The 279-nt window shown below is 65.9% G+C and carries 1 protein-coding gene; it reads right to left on the minus strand.

What is annotated here, in order from left to right:
• Nucleotides 1-279 (minus strand): transposase (locus ACOSDM_RS20290; protein ID WP_420726349.1); only part of this gene is annotated, 279 nt, incomplete at both ends.

Consider the following 279-nt stretch of genomic DNA (forward strand, 5'->3'; position numbering starts at 1 on the left):
CCGCAACCGTGGCGCGGTTGAAGCCACGCCGCTCCCGAAGCTGATTGACCCATGCATTATTGGGGTCGGTCTTGGACGGCGCCGTTCGTACCACAGCCCGCGCGCCGTGGACGAGCAGGCTGCGCAGGTGCTGGTTCCCGCGCTTGGAGATGCCCATCAATGTCGTGCGATCGCCGCTGGAGAATTGCCGCGGCACGAGGCCGATCCACGCGGCAAGATGACGGCCATTCTTGAACTCCGCGCCATCCCCGATGGCCGCGACGATGGCTGTAGCGGTCT

Origin of the sequence: Hwanghaeella sp. LZ110 (genome assembly GCF_048892525.1) — a bacterium.
Lineage (GTDB): Bacteria > Pseudomonadota > Alphaproteobacteria > UBA8366 > Aestuariispiraceae > Pacificispira.